This window comes from Ottowia thiooxydans, from assembly GCF_040548795.1.
GTDB classification, from domain to species: Bacteria; Pseudomonadota; Gammaproteobacteria; order Burkholderiales; family Burkholderiaceae_C; genus Ottowia; species Ottowia thiooxydans_A.
The window spans coordinates 586,301-607,310 of sequence record NZ_JBEPSH010000002.1 but is presented as its reverse complement, the minus strand read 5'-3'; the positions used below and the strand labels follow the sequence as shown (position 1 = coordinate 607,310).

At 59.6% G+C, this 21,010-nt stretch carries 20 protein-coding genes; 7 read left to right on the top strand and 13 right to left on the bottom strand.

All coding sequences use genetic code 11. The annotated features are described in order from the left end of the window. Positions 1-50: 50 nt before the first annotated feature. From ABIE13_RS06350 to ABIE13_RS06325, 6 genes are all read right to left on the bottom strand, one after another. Complete coding sequence (locus ABIE13_RS06350; protein WP_354442137.1) at positions 51-1,214, bottom strand: hypothetical protein; 1,164 nt, start codon at positions 1,212-1,214, stop codon at positions 51-53. Further along, positions 1,214-2,242, bottom strand: a complete 1,029-nt coding sequence (locus ABIE13_RS06345) for a hypothetical protein (RefSeq protein WP_354442135.1) — start codon at positions 2,240-2,242, stop codon at positions 1,214-1,216. Before ABIE13_RS06345 ends, ABIE13_RS06350 begins: the two co-directional genes overlap by 1 nt. Positions 2,243-2,804: 562 nt before the next feature. Further along, entirely contained in the window at positions 2,805-4,085 is a 1,281-nt protein-coding gene (locus tag ABIE13_RS06340; RefSeq protein WP_354442133.1) for a TRAP transporter large permease subunit, read from the bottom strand. Next, positions 4,082-4,666 (bottom strand): TRAP transporter small permease, encoded by a 585-nt coding sequence (locus tag ABIE13_RS06335; protein WP_354442131.1) that lies wholly within the window; start codon positions 4,664-4,666, stop codon positions 4,082-4,084. Before ABIE13_RS06335 ends, ABIE13_RS06340 begins: the two co-directional genes overlap by 4 nt. Positions 4,667-4,736: 70 nt before the next feature. Continuing rightward, complete coding sequence (locus ABIE13_RS06330; RefSeq protein ID WP_354442129.1) at positions 4,737-5,174, bottom strand: type II 3-dehydroquinate dehydratase; 438 nt, start codon at positions 5,172-5,174, stop codon at positions 4,737-4,739. 18 nt (positions 5,175-5,192) lie between these two features. After that, positions 5,193-6,191, bottom strand: a complete 999-nt coding sequence (locus ABIE13_RS06325) for a TRAP transporter substrate-binding protein (RefSeq protein WP_354442128.1) — start codon at positions 6,189-6,191, stop codon at positions 5,193-5,195. Positions 6,192-6,616: 425 nt separating this feature from the next. Here ABIE13_RS06325 and ABIE13_RS06320 point away from each other — a divergent pair, with 425 nt between their 5' ends. Then, positions 6,617-7,399 carry an IclR family transcriptional regulator gene (locus ABIE13_RS06320; RefSeq protein WP_354442126.1) on the top strand — a complete coding sequence of 261 codons (783 nt, stop codon included), beginning with the start codon at positions 6,617-6,619 and terminating at the stop codon, positions 7,397-7,399. 34 nt (positions 7,400-7,433) lie between these two features. On the opposite strand, the gene ABIE13_RS06315 is transcribed toward ABIE13_RS06320, so the two are convergent. Together ABIE13_RS06315 and ABIE13_RS06310 are read right to left on the bottom strand one after the other, a co-directional pair. Then, positions 7,434-8,123, bottom strand: a complete 690-nt coding sequence (locus ABIE13_RS06315; RefSeq protein WP_354442124.1) for a hypothetical protein — start codon at positions 8,121-8,123, stop codon at positions 7,434-7,436. Positions 8,124-8,136: 13 nt separating this feature from the next. Next, positions 8,137-9,174: a TRAP transporter substrate-binding protein gene (locus ABIE13_RS06310; RefSeq protein ID WP_354442122.1), complete on the bottom strand. Its 1,038-nt coding sequence runs from the start codon at positions 9,172-9,174 to the stop codon at positions 8,137-8,139. A gap of 144 nt (positions 9,175-9,318) precedes the next feature. Here ABIE13_RS06310 and ABIE13_RS06305 point away from each other — a divergent pair, with 144 nt between their 5' ends. Further along, positions 9,319-10,158 (top strand): IclR family transcriptional regulator, encoded by an 840-nt coding sequence (locus ABIE13_RS06305; protein ID WP_354442120.1) that lies wholly within the window; start codon positions 9,319-9,321, stop codon positions 10,156-10,158. A 79-nt stretch (positions 10,159-10,237) separates the two neighbouring features. On the opposite strand, the gene ABIE13_RS06300 is transcribed toward ABIE13_RS06305, so the two are convergent. Genes ABIE13_RS06300 through ABIE13_RS06285 form a run of 4 tightly spaced genes read right to left on the bottom strand, consistent with a single transcriptional unit; the run spans position 10,238 to position 14,800 of the window. Then, positions 10,238-11,395 carry an alpha-hydroxy acid oxidase gene (locus ABIE13_RS06300; RefSeq protein ID WP_354442118.1) on the bottom strand — a complete coding sequence of 386 codons (1,158 nt, stop codon included), beginning with the start codon at positions 11,393-11,395 and terminating at the stop codon, positions 10,238-10,240. Continuing rightward, complete coding sequence (locus ABIE13_RS06295) at positions 11,380-12,753, bottom strand: MmgE/PrpD family protein (protein ID WP_354442116.1); 1,374 nt, start codon at positions 12,751-12,753, stop codon at positions 11,380-11,382. The genes ABIE13_RS06300 and ABIE13_RS06295 overlap by 16 nt, the downstream gene beginning before the upstream one ends. A 13-nt stretch (positions 12,754-12,766) precedes the next feature. Beyond that, positions 12,767-13,738, bottom strand: coding sequence for a Bug family tripartite tricarboxylate transporter substrate binding protein (locus ABIE13_RS06290; protein ID WP_354442114.1), 972 nt, complete (start codon positions 13,736-13,738; stop codon positions 12,767-12,769). A gap of 15 nt (positions 13,739-13,753) precedes the next feature. Then, complete coding sequence (locus ABIE13_RS06285) at positions 13,754-14,800, bottom strand: ketopantoate reductase family protein (RefSeq protein WP_354442112.1); 1,047 nt, start codon at positions 14,798-14,800, stop codon at positions 13,754-13,756. A 55-nt stretch (positions 14,801-14,855) separates the two neighbouring features. On the opposite strand from ABIE13_RS06285, the gene ABIE13_RS06280 reads away from it, so the two are divergent. The 4 genes from ABIE13_RS06280 to ABIE13_RS06265 all read left to right on the top strand — a co-directional run bounded on the left by ABIE13_RS06280 (position 14,856) and on the right by ABIE13_RS06265 (position 18,657). Next, positions 14,856-15,812, top strand: a complete 957-nt coding sequence (locus ABIE13_RS06280; RefSeq protein ID WP_354442110.1) for a LysR family transcriptional regulator — start codon at positions 14,856-14,858, stop codon at positions 15,810-15,812. Between the two features lie 133 nt (positions 15,813-15,945). Then, positions 15,946-16,239, top strand: a complete 294-nt coding sequence (locus ABIE13_RS06275; RefSeq protein WP_354442108.1) for a hypothetical protein — start codon at positions 15,946-15,948, stop codon at positions 16,237-16,239. 119 nt (positions 16,240-16,358) lie between these two features. Continuing rightward, positions 16,359-17,216 carry a Rossmann-like and DUF2520 domain-containing protein gene (locus ABIE13_RS06270; protein WP_354442106.1) on the top strand — a complete coding sequence of 286 codons (858 nt, stop codon included), beginning with the start codon at positions 16,359-16,361 and terminating at the stop codon, positions 17,214-17,216. Positions 17,217-17,271: 55 nt separating this feature from the next. Continuing rightward, on the top strand, positions 17,272-18,657 hold the full coding sequence (locus tag ABIE13_RS06265; RefSeq protein WP_354442104.1) for an MmgE/PrpD family protein: 1,386 nt from the start codon (positions 17,272-17,274) through the stop codon (positions 18,655-18,657). Here the strand turns inward: ABIE13_RS06265 and ABIE13_RS06260 are convergent. Then, on the bottom strand, positions 18,632-19,390 hold the full coding sequence (locus tag ABIE13_RS06260; protein WP_354442102.1) for an IclR family transcriptional regulator: 759 nt from the start codon (positions 19,388-19,390) through the stop codon (positions 18,632-18,634). The two genes, ABIE13_RS06265 and ABIE13_RS06260, sit on opposite strands and share 26 nt — an antisense overlap. Positions 19,391-19,628: 238 nt before the next feature. On the opposite strand from ABIE13_RS06260, the gene purB reads away from it, so the two are divergent. Then, positions 19,629-20,990, top strand: a complete 1,362-nt coding sequence (purB, locus tag ABIE13_RS06255; protein ID WP_354442100.1) for an adenylosuccinate lyase — start codon at positions 19,629-19,631, stop codon at positions 20,988-20,990. Positions 20,991-21,010 lie beyond the last annotated feature (20 nt).

Sequence of the window (21,010 nt, the reverse complement as noted above, 5' to 3'; positions counted from 1 at the left end):
TGAATTGAGCGGGCGCACCTCTGGCGCGCCTTGGCGAAGCAACGTGCCTCTTAGCGGAGCCCCATCGTGGTCATGCGACTTGAGAGCTCTTGAGAGGCACTGTTCGCGGCAGACTTCAAGGCATTGCCGCGCGCTTCCTCTTCGCTAGGGCCAACGCCGGAATAGACCACTGGGCCCACTGCTGCGCGAGTCCTTGGTATTGGACGTGTCACATCCCAAACTTTGGCATTCACGGTCACCGACACGCGAACGAGTCCAGTCTGAGGGTCCTTGGCGGGAAATCCCACGTCAAGAGTACCTAGGGCGATGTAGGGTATTTGAGCTTCCTTCATGCCTGCGGCGATGGAGCGCAGGGTCTTGGGTTGCAAATCGTTGCCAGACTTGTAGTCAGCCTCAATTTCCGAAACCTTGAATTTTTCGGACTCAACCATGGCTGCTTCGATGACGTCATAACCTGCTTGAGAGAACTGCGAGATGAACACTTGATTCAAGTTGGCGCTGGGGACAACACGCCATGTAGATTCATTGGTTCGACTAACCGTGCTTCCGCCGGTCTCGGAGGTGACGGTAGACTTCACCGAGATGTTTACGTTGCGATCCAACTCCCGCGATGCACTGCCATGTGTGCTGACCTGCGAGCGCTTGATCGCCTCACCTTCACTGGTTTTTTCGGAGACGGCGTCTCGAACTTGTCGCGAGCCTGACAACGCAGCGGAATTGTCTTCACGCTTGAAGACACGGTCATCGAAGCTCTTGGTCGACTCGACCTGGCGAGAGACGAATACGAAACTCAGGGCCGACTTTTCGCTGTCGGCAGCTTTGGCAATCGCAGAGCTGGCTTGGACCGCGTTGCGCAAGTTCGCCACATTTAGGGAAACCCGAACGACTACTGAATACTGAAGATCCTTGGTGTTATCGGTCTCGGAAATCACCGTGGTGTCCAGGATGTAGCGGCTCTGGTTTTCCAGGATCTTTCCGCGGACGGCGTCGAAGTTAGCCGATTCAGACTGGCCTGCCTCCGCGTAGTACGCTTCGACAGCCTTCATGGCTGCTTCTTGTTGAGCTTTTTGCTTGATCTCAGCGGGTGCTTCTTTGCGGCCGAACGTGCTCACGGAGTCCTTGTAGCTCAGTGCATACTGGCCTCGGGCCTGATGCACCTGCGCACTGAGTTGGGCCGCGAAAGCGGCGAGGACAACCGCGATGAGATATTTCATTATTTGCATTGCTTGATCAACTCCCTGGTACTTGCTATCTGTAGATCGATGTCTTTGGCGGATGCTGCACTTCGGAGCCACTTTTCATCTCCTTTGCCATCCATACCCTGGGCTAGCTTCACAAACAAGCCGTTCACTGCATCGTAGAAATGAGGGAAGTCGTCCACGTAACGTTGGCTGGCGGGAATGACGCGCGTCTCACCGTTTTTCAGCGCTGTGTTTAGATAAGCTTTCCCGCTCAGAGGCTCTTCGATCTGCATGCGTGCATAGGAGCCATAAACATAGCTGGTTGCTCCGCCCTGGACTTCGTTGAACTTGACTTTGCGAAACCCCGAAAGCTCGACTTTGATTTCATAGTCAGGCTTCGGAAGCTTGAGTTCGAACACCGTGCCGTCGGAGACACGCATGGACATCACGTTTCCGATGGCATAGCCCTTGGCGTAGGGCACGATAGGTACACCCGCACGGGTTGATATGGCTTCACTAACCAGATCCGCGGCCCAAGTCTCAGCGGCACCCGGCTCGCTTTTGATATACGAGGGCAAAACTTCCATCGCTTCAGGGGTGAGTTGAACTGAAGCGACCTGCAGGAATCGGGGAACTCCTGCAGGAATTTGAGCCTTGGCGATGCTCTGACTGAACCGAGCCAACATCCCGGCCTTCTCACCAGTGCCTTGGTACACAAGCTTCACCCTCGTTTGCACCTCGTCTGCGGTAGGGGCGTGATCGAGTAAATCGATGTAGGCAAAACTGATGGGATAGGCCCGGACCACATTCATCGACTTGAAGTCAAAGAACATGGTCTGACCCCGAACCAGCACCATGAGCTTGTGCATGTTTCCGAACTGCTCCACAGAAATCGTTTCGGCACCGATTACAAGCGCAACTGCAAGTGCCTGATCGCGCCCTTTCAGGGCTTCTATCTGCGGAACAATCTTGAGATGGGACGGCGGCGTGGCGTCAAGCAGTCGAAGGACGTTTTGGCCAATCGAAGTGCCGGTTCCCTGAAGCTCCTGCTCGTACCGCACGGAGTGAGGAAATCGGGTGGCTATTGTGCTGGCTGACCCCGAATAAGCGAACCCGGCAAATGCGACCTCGGGTATCTGTTGTGATACTGCCGATTGGCTACAGAGTAGCCAAGTGACGAGCAGGAATAGCCCGCGCAAGCTTACGCCACGTAAAAAGACCCTCATCCCTCGTCCTCTTGGTTTGTTCTTATCTGCGCCAACCTACTCTCGCGAGTCAGTTTCAGCGACACCTTATAACCAGAGCAACGCAGTTTTTCGCGCTATTGCGACCTGGCATCCGTTTCGGTCTGAATCAAACAAATCTCTCCAAAAACAAAGTTTGATTCAGCGCTTGAATGCAACCGATAACGCAATTTAGTATAGCAACGATTTATTTCATCACAGCCAACCAATTACCTACTGTCAGGCCAAAAAATTTGCGTGCACATGAGCGAGATCAAGCACGATTGTGTTTGCGCGCTCCTAAAGGGCTGTGAGCCAATAGCTTATGCGTGGCTTGCCCTTCAAAAACATCCCGCTTGGAGTTGCAGATGCTCGCTGTAGCCTGAGCTGCTCTAACGATTCAGCCGTGAAACCAACTAGCCGGTACGGTCACTAGTTGCGGGAACAGGACCATCAAGAACATGACTGCGAACTCGGCGAGCATGAAGGGCATTACACCGCGCGTGACATCGTCCATCTTCATCTTGCCTACCCCCGCCACTACATTGAGCACCACCCCCACCGGCGGGGTAATGAGGCCTATGGAGTTGTTGATGATGAACATCACGCCGAAGTAAACGGGGTCAATCCCTGCGGCTTTGACGACTGGCATCAAAACGGGTGTCAGGATCAGGATGGTCGGCGTCATGTCCATGGCCGTGCCCACGGCCATGACCAGCAGCATGATCATGATCATCAGCAGGATCTTGTTGTCCAGGAAAGGCTGCAGCAGGCCCACCACTTTGGAGGGCAGGTCGGCCACTGTGATGAGCCAGGCGCTCACCATGGCAGCAGCAATCAGGAACATCACCACCGCGCTGGTCTTGGCCGCGCCGACGAAGACCTTGTAAAGCCCGGAGAAATTCAGCTCGCGGTAGACAAAGGTGGCAACGAAGAAGGCGTAAACAGCGGCCACCACGGCTGCTTCTGTAGGCGTGAACACGCCCATACGCAAGCCTACGAGAATGATCACCGGAAGCATCAGTGCCCACGCTGCCTCGCGCGCCGCGGCCCAGATTTCACGGGCCGACTTGCGTGGGGGCGGCTCGATCTTCTCGCGCCGGACCAGCCAGGCCCAGGTAATCCAAAGTGCGCCACCGATCAGCAGGCCCGGAACAATGGCGGCCATGAAGAGCTTGGAGATAGATACGTTGGCCGCTACGCCAAATATCACCAGCCCGATACTGGGCGGGATGACGGGGCCAATAATACCGGTCGCAGCAATCAGGCCGCCCGCCCGTGCCTTGTCGTGCCCGGCTCTGACCATCATGGGCAGCAGCAGGGCGGTAAGGGCCGCCGCATCAGCGACAGCCGAGCCAGACAGGGCCGATAACAAGCAACCCGCCATGATGGTCACGTAACCCAGGCCGCCGCGCACGTGGCCCACCAGCGCCAGCGCCAGATTGACAATGCGCTTGGACAAACCGCCGGCATTCATGATCTCTCCGGCGAGCATGAAGAAGGGGACTGCGAGCAGGGGGAAACTGTCTGCGCCGCCGATCAGGTTCTGCGTGAGGATCTGAGCATCAAACAGGTCGAGCTGCCACATCAGCGCGACGCCACTGGCCAGCAATGCAAAGGCGATGGGCATGCCAATGGCCATGGCCAGCAGCAGGGAACCGATGAAGACGAGGATGGTCATGGCTGGGGCCTTTTGTCTTGGCCATCAAGGCCGTCAGATGTGTTCTGGGGGGCCAGGACTTGCGCGAGAACGCCGGCCTCCTCGGATTCTTGAATCGTCACGAGTTGGTCTTCGGAAAGCTGTCCGGTCAGCAAGCGATACAGCTCTAACAAGATCAAGAATCCTCCGCATATTGCGAATACGATGCCCGACACGTAGACCACCGCCATGGACAGGCCCGTGACCGGTGCTTGTACATCCCAATTGATGCGGGTTTGCGTGACGCTTCCCTGGAAGAGCAGCCACAACATGTAGAGCATCAGAACATGGGTGATCGCAAGGCACGCCTTCTTGCCCCAGGCGGGCAGGCGGCTCACCACCATGTCAACGCCCAGATGCGCATGTTCTTTGAGCGCCACAATGGCACCCAGGAAAGTGATCCAGATGAAGAGCCAGCGAGAGACCTCTTCAGACATCGTGATGCCCGAGTTAAACCCATAGCGCAGCACCACATTGCCGAACACCAGCACCACCATCACTGCCAGCATCAGCGCAATCAGCCCCTCTATCAAGTGGCAGACGCCGTCAATCCATCTATTCATCTTCGTGCTCCAAACGACAACTGCGCTCATGGTCGAGCGCAGTCATTTTCTTCACCGGATCATTCGTCCCTCAGGCTGCCCGGTTGATCTCTACCAGCGAACGCAGTGCAGCCAGATAAGACTGCGGACCCAGCCCTTGTATGGTTCCACGCACCGCAGGCGAGATGATGGAGTGCGTGCGCCAGGCCTCGCGTGCGGCGATGTTGGACATATGCACTTCAATCACCGGAAAAGGCATGGCTTTTATAGCGTCATGCAGCGAAACACCGTGCTGAGTGAGACCAGCCGGGTTCACCAGCGCACCCTGTGCGTCGTCGATGTGCTGATGCAGAAAATCAACCAGGGAGCCTTCGTGGTTCGATTGAATGGTTTCGACTTCCACACCCAGTTCTTGCGCCAGCGCGGCGATGCGTGCATCGATTTGCGCCAGCGTGGTGGTGCCATAGATGTGGGGCTCGCGGCGCCCGAACAGATTCAGGTTGGGGCCGTGCAGAACAAGCAGTTTCATGAGTCTAGGTCCTGGGATTCACTTACGGATGCGGGTCAGTTCACTGTTGTAGAGCTTGACCAATGCCGGGTCGTACTGCGCAGCGAATTTTTCTATGACGGGTTGAGCGATCTTGCGCATGCGTGTTTGCTCAGCCGGGGTAACGGTGTTGAATTGCGCGCCCTTGGCCTGCAGTTCGCCCACAGATTTCTGAGCGGCAGCTCGGCTGACCTGGCGCTGGTAAGAGCGGGATTCGTTAGCGGCTTCCTGCATCCATTTCTGCTCATTGGGTGTCAGCGTGTCCCAGAACTTCTTGCTGACGAGGATGATGTTGGCGGCATAGACGTGGTTGGTCGCGCTCACGAACTTCTGCACTTCATAGAACTTGTTCGACAAGATCACGGCAAAGGGGTTTTCCTGGCCGTCTACAGCTTTGGATTCAAGCGCACCGTACAGCTCGGCGAAGGGCATGGGCACCGGGTTGGCTTTGAAAGCCTTGAAGGTGTCCAGGAACACCGGGTTGGGGATCACGCGGATCTTCAGGCCGGCCAGATCTTCGGGCTTGTTGATGGGGTGTTTGCTGTTAGTAACGTTGCGAAAGCCAAGATCCCAGTAACCCAGGGAGACCAAACCCTTCTCAGGCAGTTTGTCGATCAAGGCCTTGCCCAGCGGACCATCCAGCAAGGCATCTGCCTGCTCAAAGGTGCTCACGGCGAAAGGGAAGTCGACCACACCGAACTCTTTGACGATGCCTGCCAGCGATGTGGTGGCTGGCGAATACATCTGCTGCACGCCGCCTTGCAAGGCCGACTGCTGTTGCTGTTCGTTGCCCAGTTGGTTGGCCGGAAATTCCTGCACCTTCATCTTGCCGCCGCTCTTGGTGGCTAGCAGTTCGGAAAAGCGCTTCACGCCAAAGCTCACCGGATGGTCGGTGTTGTTGAGGTGGCCGAAGCGGATCACGCGCTCCTGCTGGGCCATGACGGGGAAGGCGATGGCCACGCACAAGCTGGCGGCGGCAAGGCTACGTAAGAGTTTCAAGGTGGTCTCCAGTGGTGAAGGGATGAATGAGCACGGCTTGGCCGCTGAACTGGATGTGATCGTAATAAAAGTGGAAAACTTTTCCATAATGGAATACCCTGCTGTTTTTGCTACAGTTCTCTAGGAACATGCTCAAGGGCTTTTTGACGTACTGGTGTTATTCCTTTTCCCCAGCGCATAGGTAGTTACACATCGTTTTCCCCGTCATCCCCGCGTAGGCGGGGATCCAGTGCGGCCTCTCTAGCGCTCCTGGATCCCCGCCTGCGCGGGGATGACGAAGAGGGGTAACGTGTGATGTGTCGAGACCAATGCCATCTTGGAGCGGGTGAGGGCAATGCGACCGCGTCAGGCCAAGGCTTTGAACAGGTTCTCAGAACGTGGGCGAGTCCTGAGCGTCTGTAGCAGTTAGATCCCAAGGAGACATGATGAGCAGCGTGCTCGAACGAAGTTTTAAGGTGCTGGATCACCTCAGCGCCCACCCGGAAGGGTGTGCGTTGTCGTCGATCGCCAGCGAGCAAGACATCCCGCTTTCGGCCTGCCATCGCTTGCTCACTGAACTGGTCAAAGGCGGTTATGTGCGCCAGGACCCGCTGGACGGACATTACGTGCTGACCATGAAGCTGGTGTCCATGGGCCTGTCCTTTCTCAGCAATTCCGGCGTGGTCGACGTGGCGCAGCCGATGCTGGATCAACTGGCCAGCGCCTCGGGCGAGCTGATTCGCCTGGGCGTGGTGGATGGGGACGAACTCACTTTTGTGGCCAAGGCACAGGGCGCGACCCATGGGCTGCGTTATGACCCAGACATGGGGCTGTCTGTGCCGCTGTGGTGCAGCGCGGCGGGCCATGCCTGGCTGTCCACCATGCCCGAAGACGCCGCGATGGCCCTTGTGGCGCGCAAGGGCTTGGGGAGCCCCGCCAACTATGGGCCGCAGGCGCCTACCACCATCAAGGGTGTGATGGCTTTTGTGGATCGAGCACGCGCGAGGGGCTTCAGCACCATAGAGGAAGTGTTCGCACCTGGCATGAGCGCCATGGCGGCGCCGGTTCGTGGCCGCAATGGGGCAGCCATTGGTGTGGTCACCATAGCTGGCCCGGTGGTACGGTTGAATGCGGCGCGAATGGAGGAGCTGGCACCCGTGTTGGTGGATACCGCGAACGATGTCGCAAAGGCCAGCCGCGGCTCTGCCCTGTTTCGCACACGTGCCTGAGCGCTGGCCGCGTTCAGGCTTCCAACTCAGGCAATCAGGCATCCACCATGTCCGCGGGCGTGGCGGAATAAGCCAGGGCGTAGGTGGCGCGTTCCGCTCCGGCGCTGGCTCCCATGGCTTGCAAGGCTGAGTCGCTGAATTCTGTTTCAGACATCTGCAGAAGTACCTCCGCGTCGTAGGCGCAAGCCAGCAATACCCAGTCTGCTACGCGGTCCGAGGCACCGCGCACGCGCTGCTCCTCAGTCTGAGCGATGGCCGGTGCTTCGTGGCGCAGCAGGTGAAAGCCCGCCATGCCGGGAGCAAACGCCACACGTGCGCCCAATGCCCGCATTGCCGCGCGTAATGCATCCTCCTTGCCCGGCTCGGGAGACAGACGCAGTGTGAGCACGCTGTGGGCCGTCGTGCCGCCAAAGCTTTCCATCACACGGCACTGGCTGCGCACCATGTGCCTATGGTGCGGCATCATGCGCACGGACCACGGTGAAGGTGCGTTCAGCCGAGCCAGATAGGCCGGCGAGCCCAGCACCGCATGCTCTTCCAACTCGTACAGTACGAATATGCCCTCACCGCCATCGGCGCTGACCCAGCGGCTTGCCCGCTGAAAGCCGGGTATGCTCAGCCTCTCAGGGAAGTGCTCGTGAGCGTGCCAGTGTGCAAACTCCGGCAGGGCATGGGCAGCCATGTCCCACCACATGGCCAGGGCGGCCTTTCCTCGCATTGCCATGCAAACTCCTGGCTTATTTGGCGCTGCGGATACGGGCCAGTTCGGTGTTCACCTGCTGCACCACGCTCTCACCAATTTCCTTGGTGAACTTGACGGTCACAGGTTGCACTTTCTGGCGCAAACGGGCCACTTCTTCCGCGCTGACTTCATTGACCTGCATGAGTTTGCGCAATGCATCCACTGACTGGCTTTCCTTTTGTAGCGTCAGTTTTCGCTCTTCCTGTTTGGCCTCTTCCGCTGCGGCGCGGATGATGTTGCGCTCTGCCGCTGACATGCCATCCCAGGTTTTCTTGCTCATGAGAAACGGCATGCCGGTGTAGACGTGGCGGGTGAGCGAGAGAAATTTCTGCACTTCCGCGAACTTGGCGGACTCGATGACTGCTACAGGGTTGTCCTGGCCATCGATGGCGCGCGACTCCAAAGCGCCGTAGACCTCGCCGAAGGTCATTGGAACGGGGTTGGCGCCCAGCGTATTGAATAGGTCAATGAAGATGGGGGATGCAATCACGCGGATTTTCAGGCCCTGCACATCTTCAAACCGGGTGATGGGCCGGCGGCTGTTGGTCATGTGCCGAAATCCTAGATCCCAGATACCCAGGCCGATGGCGTCATGCTTGGCCAGATCGTTCAACATTTGCGTGCCCACCGGGCCATCGGCAATGGCGTAGGCCTCCTGTGCGTTGTTGAACAGGAAGGGAAGATCAAACACCATGAAGCGTTTGTCGATCGAGGCGATCAGGCCCGTTGCCATCGATGTGAAGTCCAACGTGCCGCCGCGCACGGAGGCCAGGTTCTGAGGGTCACCGCCTAGCACCGCATTAGGAAACAGCGTGACCTTCATCTTGCCGCCGCTCTTGCTTGCCACGGCGTCGGCAAACTTTTGCGCGCCCAAACCGAGCGGATGATCCTTGGCCAAGCTGAAGGCGAAGCGCAGATTGCGTTCCTTGATGTCTTGGGCCTGCACGGCGCTGGTGGCGCCCAGCAGGGCAGCAGCGCTGAACATGGTCAGCAGGGCGCGGCGCGCATGACGGAATGGACGGGAATTGATCATGTTGTCTCCTGGTGTTTTGAATCGGAAATCGCGATCTCATGAAGCTCCACATGAAAACGCGGGATGGCGCGATCCTGACATTTTCTTGAAAGGCTTTCAACTTTTTGATATCTTTCAAATTTTGAAAGCTCCGAAAGGCGAACGATGAGTGGTGCACTGGAGAAGTCGCTGGCGGTTCTGGAATACCTGGTTGATTACCCGGACGGCGCTCAATTGGTTCAGATCGCCACCGATCTGAACCAGCTGCGCAGCGGATGCCACCGCACCTTGCAGGAGCTGATCCGCTTCGGTTACGTGCGCCAACTGCCCACGCGCGGAGACTACGCGCTGACCACCAAGATGGCGTCGATGGGCATGAGCTTCATGAGCAAATCGGGTGTGGTCGACATTGCCCAGCCAGTGATCAACCGGCTGGCGCAGACCACCGAAGAGCTGGTGCGTCTGGCCATCGTTGATGGTGAGCGACTGACGCTGATGGCCAAAGCCCAGGGCGCGCGCTCGGGCCTGCGTTATGACCCTGACATGGGCATTGACCTGCGTCTATCGTGCAGCGCCGCAGGGCAGGCCTGGCTGATGACGCTACCTGAAGACCTGGCCATCGAATATGTTACGCGCCAAGGCTTGGGCCAGCCGCGCCACTACGGCCCAGCCGCTCCAACCTCTTTGCGCGCATTGCTCAAGCTGCTCGATGAGCACCGTGAGCGTGGGTACAGCGTCATCGAAGAGTCCTACGCGCCGGGTATGAGTTCCATGGCCGCGCCTGTGCAGCGCCAAGGCGGCCCCGCCACCGGCGTGATCGTGATCGCCGGCCCTGCCATGCGGCTTACCGCCAAGCGGATGCAGCAGTTTGGCCCGGCGCTGCTGGCTGCCACGGAAGAGTTGAGCATCACGGGCGACGCCTCCCCGCTGCTGAAGTCGGCCAATGCCGGGACATGGGGCAACGCGCCTGCCAAACCCAAGCAGACCCCTCGACGCGGCTCCTGACGAACTCTCTACGACCCGGGCGATCGAGGTGGGGACTTTGTAATGAATTCCGGCCAGCGGACGCTGTGGTGAACAGGCCTTAACCCGCGAGCAGATCTGGGGTGATGTCTGCCAGCGTGCGGCATCCCAGCAAGCCCATTTCTCTTTCTATCTCGGTTTTCAAGATGTGCAGCACGTGGGTACCGCCCTCTGCACCCGCCAGTGCGGTGCCGAACAAGGTGGGACGGCCTATCAGCACTGCGTCGGCGCCCAGCGCGCGTGCCTTGACGACGTCGCTGCCACGGCGCACGCCGCTATCCAGCAAGATGGTGGTCTTGCCACCGACGGCGTTGAAAATTTCCGGCAGAGCGTCGATGGGGGCGATAGCCCCGTCAACCGTGCGACCGCCGTGGTTGGACACCACGACGGCGTCCGCTCCCAGTTCTACTGCGCGGAGCGCGTCGCCAGCCCGCAAGATGCCTTTGATCACGAGCTGGCGGGGCCACAGCGCCCGAAGTTCCTGCACGTCCTTCCAGCTCAGATCCTCGCAGCGTGCCGCTGATTTGGAGGTTGAAAAACCTGTCACCCGGGTCCGCAGCTCGGGCGGATAGTTCTCGAACTTCGGCATGCCGGGCCCCAGCGCATAACGGCCCATGACCCCTGCGAGCCAGCGCGGGTGCGCGAGCATGTCCATAGCCGAACGTGCCGACATCCGAAACGGCACAGTGAAGCCATTGCGAGCGTTGTATTCTCGATTGGGCACCACCGAACAGTCGGCCGTCAGAACCAGTGCCTCAAAACCCAGGTTGGCCGCGCGTTGCACCATGGCATGGCCGATGCTGCGGTCCGCAAACATGTTGAGCTGAAACCAGAGGCGACCACCGGCTTCGCGCGCAATGGTCTCCATCGATGTCATGGCGGCGGTGGCAAGCGTAAAGGGAATGCCTGCCTTCGCGGCTGCCTTGGCCAACTCGAGTTCGCCCTGGAACCAAACCAGACCAGCCGAACCTGTGGGCGCCACCGCAACGGGCATGGTCAGAGGTTGGCCGAACAGCGAGGCACCCGCACTGCGGCCTGTCACATCAACCAGCACCCGGGGCTTGAGGCGGATCCGCTCGAACGCTTGACGGTTTTCACGCAGGGCGACCTCGTCTTCGGCACCGCGATCAATGTATTCAAACACGCCGCGTGGAAGGCGACGCTTGGCCAGCTCCCGAAAATCATGCAGGTTGTGGGCGCGGGTCAGAGCGTGGTGCATGGCAGATCGGCGGTCCGGCTCAATGCCGGCAAGTTCATGAGCAAATCAAATGTCCGAAGCGCATCGCCCTGTCCGTAAGCGTGGCCAGCACAATCGATGAACTTGGTTCTATGGTCTTCCCGCTGCAGCGGCTTGTCTGGGTGGCCTAGTGCGACGCTGCAGCCGAGTGATCTCTGGGGCAGACCGTCCAATTCGAGGGTGAGTTCGTCGGTGGGAGAGAAGATGCGGTAGACCGGGTCGCGCTCTTCAGTGATGTCGGTCTTGACGCGTTCCATCATCTTCACGACGGGTTCGCTGCGCACAAATTCGTCGCTCAATTGCTCCAGGCCCACACGGCCTGTCAGCAGCGCAGATGCCATGGCAAACTCCAGGCTGAATTTGGCCTGCAGCGAGTCTTGTGGTGTGTGGATGTGCAAAAGCTTGGCCTGGTCGGTGCCGATACGCACGCGCACCTCGCGTATGCGGCCCACATCGCCTGGGCCGAACTCCTGCTGCAGTTGCACCGCAGCGTCGATGGCGCGGTGCATTGCATAACAGACGGGGTACCGTTTGAAGCCCAGAGGCAACGACAGAATGTGCCAGTCGGCACCATAGCGAGCGGGTTTTTCCAGGTCAAATCGGCCTGACGGAGAAACCGCCTGGATCAGTCCCTTGCCATGTTCCAGGGCGGTCGGACCTCCGGTAAAACCGCGTGCAGCGATCCGCGCTGCGAAGACCCCAGCCTGGGCAGCCAGTCCGGCGTGCATGGGCTTGGTCATGGAACCGTAGTTGGACAACAGGCCTGCCGAGCGCGATGCCGCGATAGCTATCGCAGAGCGCGTCTGCGCGATGTCCAGCTTCAGAAGGTTTGACGCCGCGGCTGCTGCCGCCAGCGGGCCGAAGACCCCGGTAGGATGCCAGCCGCGTGCCAAATGCTGGTCAGCGTCGCGCAAGGCGACGTCGCCCCAGACTTCATACCCCGCCACATAGGCAGCGATCATCTCTGCGCCAGAGGAGCCTGCTTCATCTGCCACTGCGAGGATAGCGGGCACCAGCACCGCACTGGGATGCGCGGGGTGCGCACCCAGGCCTATGTCGTCATAGTCCAGCGCATGGGCGGCCGTGCCGTTGATCAAGGCCGCGTCCGTGGCGCGCACGCGCCGACCACTCAGCAGCACTGCGCTTTGGCCACTGTCTTCGGCCGCAAGCTCTTCGCACAGGATGCGCACGGCTGGCTCGGTCGACCCTGCCAGCATGACGGCAATGCAATCACTGAATCCTGCGGCCACGGTGGCGTGTGCCGCTTGCGGAATCTGGTCAAAGCGCAATGTCGCTGCGAACTCAGCTGCTGCTTGCGTGATGGCTTGCGTGGGGGCCATGGGTTGTTGCCTTTCAGTCAACGGTGAGGTTGCCTTCGCGGATCACCTGAGCCCATCGCTTGGAATCTTCTCGAACGATGCGCGCGAAATCTTCACGGGGCATGTCGGCTATGTCCACGCCCTGGTCCGTGATGCTCTTGCGAATGTCAGGTGCAGCCAGTACCTTGCGGATTTCGGTGGCCAGGAACTCGACCACCGCAGGCGGGGTTCCGGCAGGTGCGAACACGCCCTGCCATACCGTTACGTCAAGTGCGGGGTAACCTTGTTCTGCGGCTGTCGGCAGTTGCGGGAACACCGAACTACGGTTCTTGCCAAGAGCGGCAATGGGCAAGATCAGGTTGCCCGCTGCGGGCTCCTTGGCTGTGGATGCGCTCACGGGCAGAACGGGAATCTGCCCGGCCATGAGGTCCGCCATGGCGGGTGCGCCTCCGCGGTAAGCCACATGCGTCATGTCCAGCTTCATGACGCGTTTGAGCCGTTCCATGGTCAGATGCTGTACGGTGCCAATGCCAGCCGATCCATACGGCGTCGACTTGCCGGTGCCGTAGGCCACCAGGTCTTTCAGGTTGCGGATGCGGGTGGCAGGGTGTACCGCAATCACCAGTGGTAACTCGATCAGCGAGGCTACCGGAATCAGGTCAGTCACTGAGTCGTAGGTTGGCTTCTTCATGAGCGATGGGGCGATGGAGATGGAGCCCGACTCTCCAAGCACCAGTGCGTAGCCGTCGGCGGGCGAGCGCACCACGCTGGTCACGCCGATGCTGCCGCCCGCGCCAGGGCGGTTTTCGACCACGACCGATTGTTTGATGTTCTGCGATAGCCGGTTGGCGACGATGCGGCCCACGATGTCGTTGGCACCACCGACTGCAAATGGAACAACGAAACGAATGGGCCGGTCCGGAAAGGTCTGCGCCAGTGCGTTTGTGGACAGTGCCAGGCCGGCGCTCGTCGCCAGTGCGGCGAGAATCAGGTTGCGTTTGTTCAAGAGAGTCTCCTTTGGTTATATGAGTGCATGCAGTGGCGCCAGGCCGCGGGCAAGAACTGAGCGCTCTCCCGCCTCCAGCGCGGTCACCTGCTGTTGGATCCAGGCGTTCAGAGGAGCGTGCAGCCCGTGCTCCATCGACTTGCGCACTACAAGGCCATTGAAATCGCGCACCTCGGTGCGCCCGCGTGCCTCGAAGTCCGCCACCATGGACAGGCGCCGCTGGCCCAGCAATTCCCCGTGATGGCGCAGCGCCTCATGCAGCGCGGGGTTGTGCTGGGCGTCCGGAGCAGTCCATTCATGGCTCGAATGGCCTAGCACGGGCTCAGGCCGCGCACCGTCTGCCAGTGCTGCACGCTGCACTTCGCCTGCCACGGCAATCATGAAATTGCGCACAGGCGCCTGTGCGTGGAGCTCGGCGCCAGTCAGGCCAGACAGCAACAGCAGGGGATTGCCCATGCAGTTCAACGTGAGTTTGGTCCAGCGGTACCCCACGAGGTTGTCGGTGGTCGTGACTGACCCGCACTTGTTCAGCAGACGTGCCAGCTTGTCCGTGCGGGCCGATCCGTCGGGCACCATCTGACCGACACGCATCGTGTCCTCGCCTTCAATCGCCGTGACCTGACCGGGGGCGGTGAGCTTGGCGCCGAAGATCATCGAGCAGCCCATGGTCCGTTGCACACCCAGCGCTTGCGCAATCGCAAACTCGTGGATGCCGTTCTGACAAGAGACGACGACACCTTGTGGCGCCAGCAAGGCTTGCACCAGCGGTAGAAAACGTGGGGTGTCGTCGCCGCGCGAGGCCAGCAGCACCCACTCAAAAGAGCTGGCATCCACTGCCTCTATGGCCTCTGCAGTATGGAAGGCACGCACCTTGTGGCTGCTGCTTAGCCCTCGCTCTACCAACTCAAGCCCTTGCTGTCGGATAGTGGAGACATGTTCGGCCCACCCGTCGAACAGAGTGACATCATGGCCAGAGCGTTCCAAACATGCCGCCATGCGGCACCCGATAGCGCCGGCACCGACAATGGCAACGCGCTGAGGTGGGAGCAGATGAGAAGTCATTCGGGCGAGCATAGGTTCGGGTTCCCTGTATATGCCAGATAATTGAGATATCCCTATGCCTGTTTGGCATAGGGTCATACAGGGGGCGTGCATGGAATTGAGGCAGTTGCGCTACTTCGTGGAGGTGGCATCCGCCGGCAGCATCAACAGTGCTGCGACCCGTCTGGGGATTGCGCAGTCAGCCGTCAGCCGACAGGTAACTGAACTCGAAAAGGAGTTGGGTGTTCTGCTGTTGCGCCGGCACCGCGAGGGCATATCGCTCACCCCGGGCGGCGAAAAGGTGATACGCGGGGCAACGGCCATACTGGGCGCCATGGAAGCTCTGATTGAGGACGTGCGCACGGACGGTGACGAGCTTCTTTCTGTGCGCATGGGCATGCCGCCGTCGGTGAGCCCGCTGCTTGTGGATGCGATTTCCCTGACGCTGAGAAATGCGCCTGTGCCAATGAGCGTGCAATTGGTAGAAGGTTCGTCGTTCTGGTTGCAGCAGCGCCTGGATGCGGGCGACCTGGCATGCGCCGTGCTGACCAACGGGAGGTCCAGTCGAACAGTTTCCTCAACGCCGCTGTGGCGTGAATCGCTTTTTCTTCTCGGTCCCCATGATTCACCGCTGAGAGGTCGAAAGTCCTGCAAGCTGGCGGACATCAGCGCGATCCCGTTGACGCTCACGCCTGCTCCGGACACCACCCGCCTGGTGATCAATGCGGCCTTTGCCTCAGCTGGACTGCAGCCATTGGTCGTGCAAGAGCACGAGGCTATGACTTTGCTCACGAACCAGCTGGCCACGCGGTCGGCCTATACCATTCTCTCGCGCACAGTGGTCGTGCACCTGCAAAAACAATTGGGCCTGATCGCCATTCCGATCAAAGGCTTGACGGTCGATCGCGTCTTTTCCGTGCGTCGGGGAGCCCTGCCTACGCGGGCCGTGGGCAAGGTCGTCGGGGTACTGCGAGACGCGGCCAGGCAGCGCTACTCCAATGACAAATCTATCGTGGTAAGCCAGGCACCTTGAGGGTTGAACCTTCCTGTATGGGCAGCTTGGAGCTGTACAGTTGGTTTAACACTGGAGACATCAAGGATTTAAACGCTTGGTAATATTTCCATGTAAATATCGCCAGCCTAGTGTCCAAGGAGAAGTAGTTGCCATGGAGATGATCAAAACGGCCAAGGGGCGTGAAGCCTTGACTGATAGAGCCAGCATGTCGATGAGCGAGCGCAGGATCCTGATCTTGTGTGATGGGAAGCGGTCTCGCCAGGAGATCGTTAGTTGGTTGGGCAAGGGTGCCCTGCTTGTCATGGACAGTTTGTTTGAACAGGGTTATCTGGCCATCGCTCGTTCAGTCCCACCTTCCCGCCCAGCCGTTGCTGCCGAAGTGCACATGGTGGCCGCCGATTCTGCGCCGGAGCAGACGGGCGCTCCTTTAAGCCAGTTCAGCTAAAGAGCTCCAGCGGAACGATTTTTATGCGTTTCGTCCGGCACTGACGGCTGGACGCTAGACGTTATGCAGTTGTGTGGTCTTAGTATCCTTGCACTCCACACACCTTGTCTTGAAGATCCATGAAACTCGCATTCATTGGGGCAGGCCGACTCGCCCAGACACTCGCGGCCGCCTTTCATATGGCCGGAATCGAGGTGTCCGCGGTTTTCAATCGGTCCCGGCCTGCGGCCGACGAATTCGTGAAGATGGCGGGGGGAAGAACAAGGATCTGTGACACGCCGCAAGAGGCGGCCGAGTTGGCTGACCTGATCTTCATCACTGTGTCTGACGATGCGATAGGCCCCATGGTGCGCCAGATCGAATGGCAGCAGGGCCAGTACGTGGTCCATTGCAGCGGAGCGAGCGAGGTGTCGGTGCTGGATCATGCGGCCTCTCAGGGCGCAGGGACTGGCGGATTTCACCCGCTTCAAATTTTTGCTGATCCATCCATTGCATTGCCACGAGTGGCAGGCAGCAGCGTAGCCATTGAGGCAGAAGGCCCGTTGGAATTGGAACTGGCCAGGCTTGCGGCGGCAGTAGGTTATCGCGTGATCAAGCTGCCTCCCGGCGTTCGAGGTCGCTATCACGCTGCGACCAACTATGCGGCAAGCTTCATGCTCTCGTTGCTCCGCGAGGCCTGCGATCTCTGGAACGGCTTTGGGGTCAGCGATCAAGATGCGCTGGCGGCCTTGCTTCCATTGACGCGCGGCACCCTGGACGCTGCCACCGCCAAAGGTCTGGCGGGTGCGATGGCAGGGCCGATTTCCAGGGGCGACGCGTCGGTAGTTGCCTTGCACTTACGTGAATTGAGCAAGCTGGGTGGAGACCGGGCGGATTTCTATCGCAGTGTCTCCCTTCGCCAACTGAGGCTCGCTCAAGACAAGGGACATCTGGACAGCGCGGTGCTCGAACGCCTGCAGGCTGCCCTCAATAAGTGATTGCAGGACAAGTCAGTGATTTCATACAATGAAAGTGATTTCATTGAATAAAATTATGACAAAGCTTGCTGAAGACTCTCTGGTCGCCCATTTGATAACGCAAGCCCGGCGTCCGGTACCTGTCGATACCCGTCAACGAGTGGCCCAGGCGCTGTTGGACTGGTTCACTGCCGGATGGTCTGGTAGCGCCATGGATTTGGCGGCACCTTTTCGTGCGTTGGCATCCAAGGCGTTTGCAGGTTCGGGAAACTCACCCGTGTTTGGCGCAGGTCGGCTCACCCCGCTGGGCGCGGGCTTTGCCAATGCCGCCATTGCCCACTTGCGGGAGATCGATGACGCGCACCGAGCCGCCATGCTTCACCCGGGGGTGGTTTCCATCTCGCCAGTGCTTGCACTTGCGGCCGAGGCGTCGTTGACCAGGCGCCAGGCGATTGCGGGCATGGTGGCGGGCTATGAGGTTTCGCTGCGGCTCGGAGAAGCGCTGGGTACGCGGCACGCATCCTTGTTCCATGCCACAGCAACCGCAGGTGCCGTAGGGACGGCCGCGGCGACCGCGATGGCACTGGGCCTTTCAGCAGATCAGCTGCATCACGCGCTTGGTATTGCGGCCACTCAATCCGCGGGGTTATGGCAGTTGGTGGACGACGATGCGCATGAATCCAAATCCTTGCATCCGGGCTTCGCGGTTCGAAACGGCATGATGGCCGCATGGGCGGCCCAGGCTGGATTGCCGGGGGCGCGAGCTTTCTTTACCGGAAAGCGGGGCATGTATGCCTTGTTGGCCGGAGAAGGGCCGTTGTCAGCCGTCGACGGCGGGCTGGATGGCGTAGACCGGCTCAACACGGCCACTATCAAGGCCTGGCCCAGTTGCGCTCAGATTTTCACCCCGCTGGATGCGATGCGCGCCTTGATGGACGAGCACGCTCTGGATGCGCGTGCGGTGGAGGCGATCGATGTGACCATCTTCCCGCATGCGCTCAAGATCGCCGGGGTGGATTGGCCGTTGAAGGCGTCCGAAACGCCTTTCTCCTTGCCCTACGTGCTGGCCGCTTTGCTGTTGAAAGGGCGCCTGGGCATTGAGGAGATGGAGACCCCCGATTTGGCAGACCCGGCGCTGATCGCGCTCGGCCAAAAAATCCGTGTGGCCACCAGCGACGAGTTCCAGAAGGCGTTTCCGGAACGGCGCCCGGCCGAAGTGATGGTCACGCTCAAGGGCGGCCAGCGTTACTCCGCCAAGCGCGAACTCAGGCGGGGAGATCCTGAAGACCCATTCACCTGGGATCAACTGCAGCAGCGCATGCGTGCTTTTGCGCCTGCAATGAGCTCTTCTGCAGCAGGCCACATCACAGCCTGGTGCGAGGCGTTCGCGGATCCGGCCCGGGACGATGAGCTGTGCGTTCCCGATCCCAGGCTGTTTACCGAGACGCCAGTTTCTCGGTAACCGGGCGCGTCTGGAAGCCGTGCAGCGCGAGTTGTTCGCGCGCGTAAGCCACGCCCGCAAGCTGAGCAGCCTCGGGGTGTCGAGACGCCAGGCCAATCACCACCAATGCGCCCAGAAACTGGCCATCACCCTCGAATACCGGAAGGGCAATCGATGCCATTTCGGGCACTCGTTCGGCCCGGGTGAGAGCAAAGCCCTGATCCTGGATTTGCTGGACATGCGGCGTCGGTGAGCCTGTGTAGTGCAGCAGGATGTGGGCAGAAGCGCCGCCGGAGGCCAGATCCCGCCGGGTGCCGGGTTCTACATGATGGCGCACTTCCTTGTGTGTGATTTCTCGATAAAGACAGACGCGCTCATTGCCACTCCGTACGTAGAAGGCGGTGGTTTCGCCCGTGCGCTGCATGACGGCATGAAGTACGGGCTGCAGGCGGCTTCCCAGATCGAAGCTGTTTCGATAGAGCATGCCCATATGCAGCAGGGCAGGGCCTGGCGAGTAATGCCCGCTCTCAGCACGTTGGAGCATGCGCGCCTTCACCAGCACGCCCAGCAAGCGCAGGAGCGTGGCTTTGTCCAGGCCCGTACTGTCTGCAAGGTCCCGCAGCGAGAGGCGCAAACGATCTTCGCTGAAGGCTTCAAGAACGGATATGCCGCGCTCCAGCACGCCAACCGGAGGGGTAGGCCGCGTTGCGGCGTCGATCGGGGAATCTGCGGGCGAGGAAGCACGGCGAATCATGGTTTTGCCTTAGTTGACGGGTGGGGCTTCATCTTTTATAGTTTCGTTTATTAAAACGCATTTTATTGAGTGAAACGAAAAGAGGCCAGACTTTTTGCGGATAAGCATGAGGCAAGCTTTGAAAGCAAGGCTGCTTTTTACGCGAATTGCTGCACCTCATCTTGTGAACTCGGATTTTTGCCCCCTCCACGCACTTCACCAGGTTCGTGGCTCCATTTCTTTTCAATTTCTAGCCGCCATGCCCGTATCAGTTTTTGACATGCAATCGCTCCAACATCTCTGGGGCACGGAAGAGCTGCGCAACATCTTTTCCGAAGAGAACCGTATCCAGAAGTGGCTGGATTTTGAGGCGGCGCTGGCGGCCGCACAGGCTGAAATGAAGATCATTCCAGAGGCCGCCGCCAAGGAAATCGCCGAAAAGTCGCAGGTGGCCAATATCGACATTGCGGCCATGTCGGCTGAGATTCGCCGCATCAAACACTCACTGGTGCCGGCGCTGAAGCAATTGCAGGCGGCTTGCTCCAAGGAAAACGGGGAGTGGGTGCACTATGGGGCCACGACGCAAGATGTGGTCGATACCGGGGTGGCATTGCAACTCAAGGAATTCCACGCAGTGGTGATGCGTGACATGAAGGCCGTGGGCGTGGAGCTTTCCCGTCTGGCTGTGGCTAACCGGGACGTTCCCATGGCTGGCCGTACCCATGGCGTGCAGGCCTTGCCCATCACCTTTGGGCACAAATGTGCGCTCTGGCTTGATGAGTTGGGTCGCCACCACGAGCGCCTTGTTCAGGCTGAGCCGCGTGTGCTGGTAGGCATGCTGGCAGGTGCGGTCGGCAGCCAGGCCTCGCTGGGCCCGAAGGCGCAAGAACTGGAAGAGCGGGTGATGGCGAAGCTGGGCCTGGGGTCTCCCGCCATCAGCTGGGCGCCAGCGCGCGATCGATTCACGGAGTACACCACCCTGCTGGCGATGATCGGCGCCACGCTCTCGAAGATCGGCAACGAACTCTTCAACATGCAACGCAATGAGTTCGGCGAAGTCGAAGAGGGCTTCTCCGAAGGCAAGCTGGGCTCATCCACCATGCCACATAAGCGCAACCCGACTTCGGCCGAGAACCTGGCCGGGCTCTCGCGTCCGCTGCGCTATAACGCCGCCATGATGCTGGAGGGCATGGTGCAAGAGGGTGAGCGTGACGGTATTGCCTGGAAGATGGAATGGAAGGCCGTACCTGAGTGCTGCATGATCGCCGGCGCCATGCTGTTCCAGGCTAAAAATCTGCTGAGTGGCCTGAAGGTCAAACCAGACGTGATGGCTGCCAACCTCGACAAGATGCGCGGCTACCTGCTCTCGGAGCGGGTGATGCTGGAATTGAGTGAGCGTTTGGGTAAGCAAACAGCCCACGAGTGGATCTACGAGGCCTCGATGCACGGAATCGAGAACAAGCTGGCCTTCGCCGATGCCATGCGTCACCACGAAGGCCTGGGGAAAGCGCTTTCCGATGCGGAAATCCTGGACTTCACCAATCCCGCTGCTTACCTCGGCCAATGTGCCGCTTCTGTCGATCGTGTAGTGGCAGAGCAGAGCGGCTGGTTGAACGGTTGAACGACTGAAATCTCTCTTCC